This window comes from Kluyvera genomosp. 2 (assembly GCF_036759865.1).
Classification (GTDB): Bacteria; Pseudomonadota; Gammaproteobacteria; order Enterobacterales; family Enterobacteriaceae; genus Kluyvera; species Kluyvera ascorbata_B.
The window spans coordinates 10,230-15,293 of sequence record NZ_JAPKIA010000032.1 but is presented as its reverse complement, the minus strand read 5'-3'; the positions used below and the strand labels follow the sequence as shown (position 1 = coordinate 15,293).

General features: G+C 49.3%; 6 protein-coding genes and 2 pseudogenes. 5 read left to right on the top strand and 3 right to left on the bottom strand.

Annotated features, from left to right (window positions below):
* From V6942_RS23045 to V6942_RS23030, 4 genes and pseudogenes are all read left to right on the top strand, one after another.
* Window positions 1–361: pseudogene (locus V6942_RS23045) on the top strand (hypothetical protein); the annotation flags it as partial.
* A gap of 544 nt (window positions 362–905) precedes the next feature.
* Entirely contained in the window at window positions 906–1,256 is a 351-nt protein-coding gene (locus tag V6942_RS23040) for a hypothetical protein (protein ID WP_000493378.1), read from the top strand.
* Between the two features lie 50 nt (window positions 1,257–1,306).
* Complete coding sequence (locus V6942_RS23035) at window positions 1,307–2,050, top strand: hypothetical protein (RefSeq protein WP_004098973.1); 744 nt, start codon at window positions 1,307–1,309, stop codon at window positions 2,048–2,050.
* Complete coding sequence (locus V6942_RS23030; RefSeq protein WP_112002475.1) at window positions 2,047–2,823, top strand: site-specific integrase; 777 nt, start codon at window positions 2,047–2,049, stop codon at window positions 2,821–2,823. Before V6942_RS23035 ends, V6942_RS23030 begins: the two co-directional genes overlap by 4 nt.
* A 57-nt stretch (window positions 2,824–2,880) precedes the next feature.
* On the opposite strand, the gene V6942_RS23025 is transcribed toward V6942_RS23030, so the two are convergent.
* Both V6942_RS23025 and V6942_RS23020 read right to left on the bottom strand, forming a co-directional pair.
* The gene (locus V6942_RS23025) at window positions 2,881–3,138 is read right to left on the bottom strand and encodes a hypothetical protein (RefSeq protein WP_000764642.1); all 258 of its coding nucleotides are present in this window, start codon (window positions 3,136–3,138) and stop codon (window positions 2,881–2,883) included.
* Window positions 3,139–3,266: 128 nt separating this feature from the next.
* Window positions 3,267–3,371 carry a hypothetical protein gene (locus V6942_RS23020; RefSeq protein WP_064161358.1) on the bottom strand — a complete coding sequence of 35 codons (105 nt, stop codon included), beginning with the start codon at window positions 3,369–3,371 and terminating at the stop codon, window positions 3,267–3,269.
* A 534-nt stretch (window positions 3,372–3,905) separates the two neighbouring features.
* On the opposite strand from V6942_RS23020, the gene V6942_RS23015 reads away from it, so the two are divergent.
* Complete coding sequence (locus V6942_RS23015; protein ID WP_023302476.1) at window positions 3,906–4,772, top strand: replication initiation protein; 867 nt, start codon at window positions 3,906–3,908, stop codon at window positions 4,770–4,772.
* Between the two features lie 10 nt (window positions 4,773–4,782).
* On the opposite strand, the pseudogene V6942_RS23010 reads toward V6942_RS23015, so the two are convergent.
* Window positions 4,783–5,064, bottom strand: a pseudogene (locus V6942_RS23010) (hypothetical protein); the annotation flags it as partial.

Here is a 5,064-nt window from a genome sequence, read left to right as displayed (position 1 = left end):
GAAAAAAATCGGCCCAGATCCGCGAAATTTTAATCAGCGAGTCAGCTTGGGAAGACATGATCTGCTTATTCGCACCTTCCTTAGCATACATGTTGATGTATCGGCCAGAGGTAGCCGCTCTCTGCCCTTCAGGATCAATAACTGTCTTATTTACCTTGTCCTCAATTCCGAACAGAAATTTTCACTTATGGTCAGTGCTGAATCCTTTGGTGAACTCAGGTTGTTCAGGTATCCGGATGGAACCCTTTTTAACACTTTCTACCGCAGCAACGGTGATCCACTTGAAGGTGTGATGAAAACGCTCTGGGAAATGGAGATGGAAATTACCGATACACCAGTGGTGCGGTTTGAACATCGCTGAGCAAAATTAAGGTGACCCCGGATGGGGTCGCTGTTAAATTGCTTTGTTGTTAATAATTAATTTGAATTGCGATATTTACAGCAATAATCCACTCATCACAACAATTCACTCTTTTTTGTGCTTATCCTGCAATAATCTCTCTCTTCCTCTCCTGAGATCCGAAAAGATGTTGTTCCGGATCTGCCGGAACGGCTCCGGCGCGCAGCGGCCCGGAAACACAAGATGTAGCGGTGTTCCTGGCTGACGATGACGCTAGATGTTGTGTCCCTCCCCTGCCCCGTGACCCGGCGCGCAGCAGCAGAAAACAGTGCTTCGCTTACTTCCTGACCGTGGTACACTTCCGGAAACTGCGGAATAACATAAAAGTCGGATCTGGCCGGAATGGCCATCCGGTAATTTAATTACGTGGTTATATGGCTGCTTATTATTTTAGTATGTGAAAATCACTCTCGTGAAAGTCACTGTCGCGACAGAGTGGCACTCATCTGACGATGATTGAGGTGTGGTAAAATTGCACGGCTAACTATTCAACTGAGGAAAGGACATGTTTACTGCATTCAATGAGAGAAATGATTTCAGTTATGCTTTTGAAAAAATCCGTAATGCGATTTCCGCGCCAGGAGAAAATAATCTTTATGCTGCAACAGAATTAGGTCTTGGCATTCTGCTCCGTAAATACGAGCAGTTTCGCCAGGAACTGGATGCGGCCGGTGAGCTGGGAAACTGGGAATATGATCTCGATACCTACAATCACTGTATTGCGGTGCTGCAACGTTACTTCACCGGCAATCCATCCGGACTGACAGAACGTGATGCCCGGATTTACAGCCATTACCTGCAGACTGAGCACAAAAGGTTTGTGAAACTGGCTGAAGAGCTGGCTGCCGGCCGCTGACTACGGACAGAGGGCGGGATTTCTCAGGAATATAAAGGGGTAAATGATCAATGACTGATATACAGGCCGCAACTGAGAGTATAGTTGCTGCGACATCCCATCCGGTTTCCGTACAGCTGATTAATCAAGGGGCGGGGATCTGGGGAAACGTGGCAACCGGGCTTATCACTGGCCTGCTTACTGGGGGTATAACACTCACTGGCATCTGGCTGACACATTATTTCACGCTTAAGCGTGAGAGACAGGCGTCAGAAGATAAAATGAAAAAGGAACTGCATTACATTGCCACCGAGTTGGTATTCATGCTTGAACGGTATGCTGAGGGTTGTTTCCGGGTTGTGACGGATGACGGCCAGGATGATGATGCCCCCCAGCCTGAGAGAAAAGCTGTCACGAATTACCCTGAACTGAATCTGATCGATGTCTCCGGTGACTGGCGGACTTTAGAGCCACGTCTTATGTATCGCATCCGTGAACTGCCGGTGCTCCAGGATGAGGCCCACAGGGCAATTGCATATGCCGCCGAATACTCCGACCCTCCTTGGCATAAGGACTATTTCAGGGAACGGCAGTATCAGTTCACGCGCTTGGGCATCAACGCTGTCATTCTTGCCGTCCGTCTGCGCAAGGCAACCGGGATGCCCGAAACACGTCTTACAGGTCATGATGAATGGTCTGCAGTTTCCGTGTTTCGTAAAGTCTGGAGACGCGAAAGAGCCCTGCGCGCTGCTGAAGCTACCCGCAACAGGGAGTGGAATCAAGTAGTGATACCTGATGGAATGTCAAACCAATGAGCGGCCTCTTATCATATTCTCACCCGCAGCAGCCGGCGCAAATGCCGGTGGCCATTGACTATCCCGCCGCGCTGGCCCTGCGCCAGATGGCGCTCGTTCAAGATGAACTACCGAAATACCTGCTGGCACCGGAAGTCAGCGCCCTGCTCCATTATGTGCCCGATTTGCACCGCAAGATGCTGCTGGCAACCCTCTGGAACACCGGCGCACGTATCAACGAGGCGCTGGCGCTGACCCGGGGGGATTTTTCGCTGGCGCCACCGTATCCGTTCGTGCAGTTGGCCACGCTCAAACAACGAGCGGAGAAATCGGCCAGAACAGCAGGCCGTGCCCCAGCAGGCAGTCAGGCCCACCGTCTGGTGCCCCTCTCCGATCACCAGTACGTCAGCCAGCTGCAGATGATGGTGGCCACCCTGAAAATTCCCCTCGAAAGACGAAACAAACGCACCGGCAGAATGGAGAAGGCGCGTATCTGGGAGATCACAGACCGTACCGTCCGCACCTGGCTTAGCGAAGCGGTGGAAGCCGCAGCGGCCGACGGGGTGACGTTCTCAGTACCGGTGACCCCCCATACGTTCCGTCACTCCTACGCGATGCACATGCTGTATGCCGGCATACCACTGAAGGTTTTGCAGAGCTTGATGGGCCACAAATCGATTAGCTCGACGGAAGTCTATACGAAGGTGTTTGCACTTGATGTTGCTGCGCGGCATCGAGTTCAGTTTCAGATGCCCGAAGCGGATGCGGTAGCCATGCTGAAAGGGAATATTTAAGTACTTAGGAGAATGATGCTGGCGAACGTCATGCTCGCCGGTGAGGTCTGTCAGAAGTTATCTGGACCAGCTGACGGGAATATCTGCTCTGTATTCCTCATACTGCTCATAGATCGCATGCTGAAGCATCGTAATACGTTCTGACAACCTGTTGGCGTCCGACATATGCCGCCATTCCCCCTCAATAGTGGTTTTCTGTCCATCCGGGAGATTGAGCGTGATCAATACCTTTGTATCACGAATAATCACCCCGTCAGTGAAAGAATTAAGACCACTCCTTACGGTATTATCTATCTGTATAGTTTCAAGTTTCATCTTGTTACCTCCTGTTGACCGGATCCCAAGCATAGATATCTGAATTCAAGTTGCCTAGTGAAATGTCTGGATATGCCGCATTTTTCCCCTTATACAGCGAAGCTGGCCAAAGGCCAGCCCGCATGGATTTATCGCTTTTGCCAGTAGATCAGCATGGCAAGGAACAGGATTGTTGCCCCCTGAGAAGCTGTCAGGAAAGTTTCTAGCAATGACATCATCGTAAAACTCCGCATTATTAATTTTAGGTGTGTGACTCAGGGGCCTTAGTCCCCCTTTTACAGGAAGTAGTGTTCTGTCACGACGGGAGCCAGGGTTAATAAAAACGATTCGAATATGTCTGCAGGGACGATAGAAATCTTCGTGCGGGTTGTCTCGCTGTAGCGGGCTCTGGAGAGCGACTCGGGGAGGAGGAGTATCTTCCGCCCACGGATATGATCGAGCCAGCAGTGCTCGCCGCAGCCGAGCGACAGGGCGAAGCCCCGAGTGAGCGAGGAAGCACCATGGAACAAAACTTATAAATTCTGCTTACGCTAAATGCCTGAAAAATCACCTCCCTCTCGGGGTTATCCACTTATCCACGGGCATATTTTTATAAAGTATTTTTTTATTCTTTTTCTATATTTTACACCTTTTAGGGAGCCTGAAAGCCGCGTACAGTGCGGCCTGAGAGGGGGCCTGTATGGGCAACTGGTAAACATAATATGGGAAATTAATCACGTATCCGTGGGTTTTGTGTCAACAAGCTATGGGATACGCATCAACAAGCTATGGGAAAGAGGTCAAGTTCAGTTCTCAATTATCCACTTGTGGATAAAGTGCAGATTTTTCCTGTGGATAACTATCGCGATAGCTTGCAATTTCTGTTTTCACTGTCATTATGGGTGGGTAAAAATTTACCCATAGGCATTGAAATGGATACTCAAGCACTCTTGCCAGCTACTAAAACGTTTAAAAAACGCGCCAGTATAAAGCAATCTAACGAATTGACCGAAGCTGCATATTACCTGCCTCTTCAGGCAAAACGTGTGCTGTGGTTATGCCTCATGCAGGCCTATTTTAATGACAACCAGGAAGATGACTCTGACGTATTGCCGCTCTTCAAAATCAGCGTTTCCGATTACGTCAAATACTTCAATGTCGCTACGTCTGTCGCCAGTCGTGATGTGAAGGCTGGGGTAAATGCTCTGGGCGAATCAACGGTTACCTTTTATCCAAAAGAAGGTGAGTTTGAAGAAGTTAAACGTCCGTGGCTGGCTGAAGCAGGAATGAAGCGAGGTCGGGGTTCCTGGCAGATTGAATTTAACTACAAGGTCATGCCATTCCTTGTCGGCTTAACCTCCCAGTTCACTACCTATTCTCTCTATGACTGTGGCCAGCTTAATAGTGTTCGTGTCATCCGGCTTTATGAAAGCCTGTGTCAGTTCCGGAGCACTGGTGTCTGGATCACCACACATGACTGGTTATGTGAAAGGTTTATGCTCCCTGCCTCGCAGAAAAACAATATTGCTGAAATGAAGCGTACCTTCCTGGAACCTGCTCTGAAGAAAATTAATGAGAAGACGCCATTAAAGGTAACATATACCACTGAAGAAGATGGTCGCTTGCTGTTTAATTTTCTTGATAAAAAACAATAGCCTGTATTTTTTATTTCCTCCCCCTTAGTTTGTTGCTGACATATGGGGGGATACTAAAATTACTGTATTTCCCATAGTGCTTGCCTAACTTGACCTGTTTCCCGCAATCCCGGCTGTCCGCGTAGTTGACCTGTTTCCCACAGTCCCGGATGTCTGTAAAGTTGACCTGTTTTCCACAGTCCTGGCCGTCCGCGGAGTTGACCTGTTTCCCACAGTCCTGGCCGTCCGCGGAGTTGACCTGTTTCCCACAGTCCCGGACGTCTGCAAAGTTGACCTGTTTCCCACACTCCTG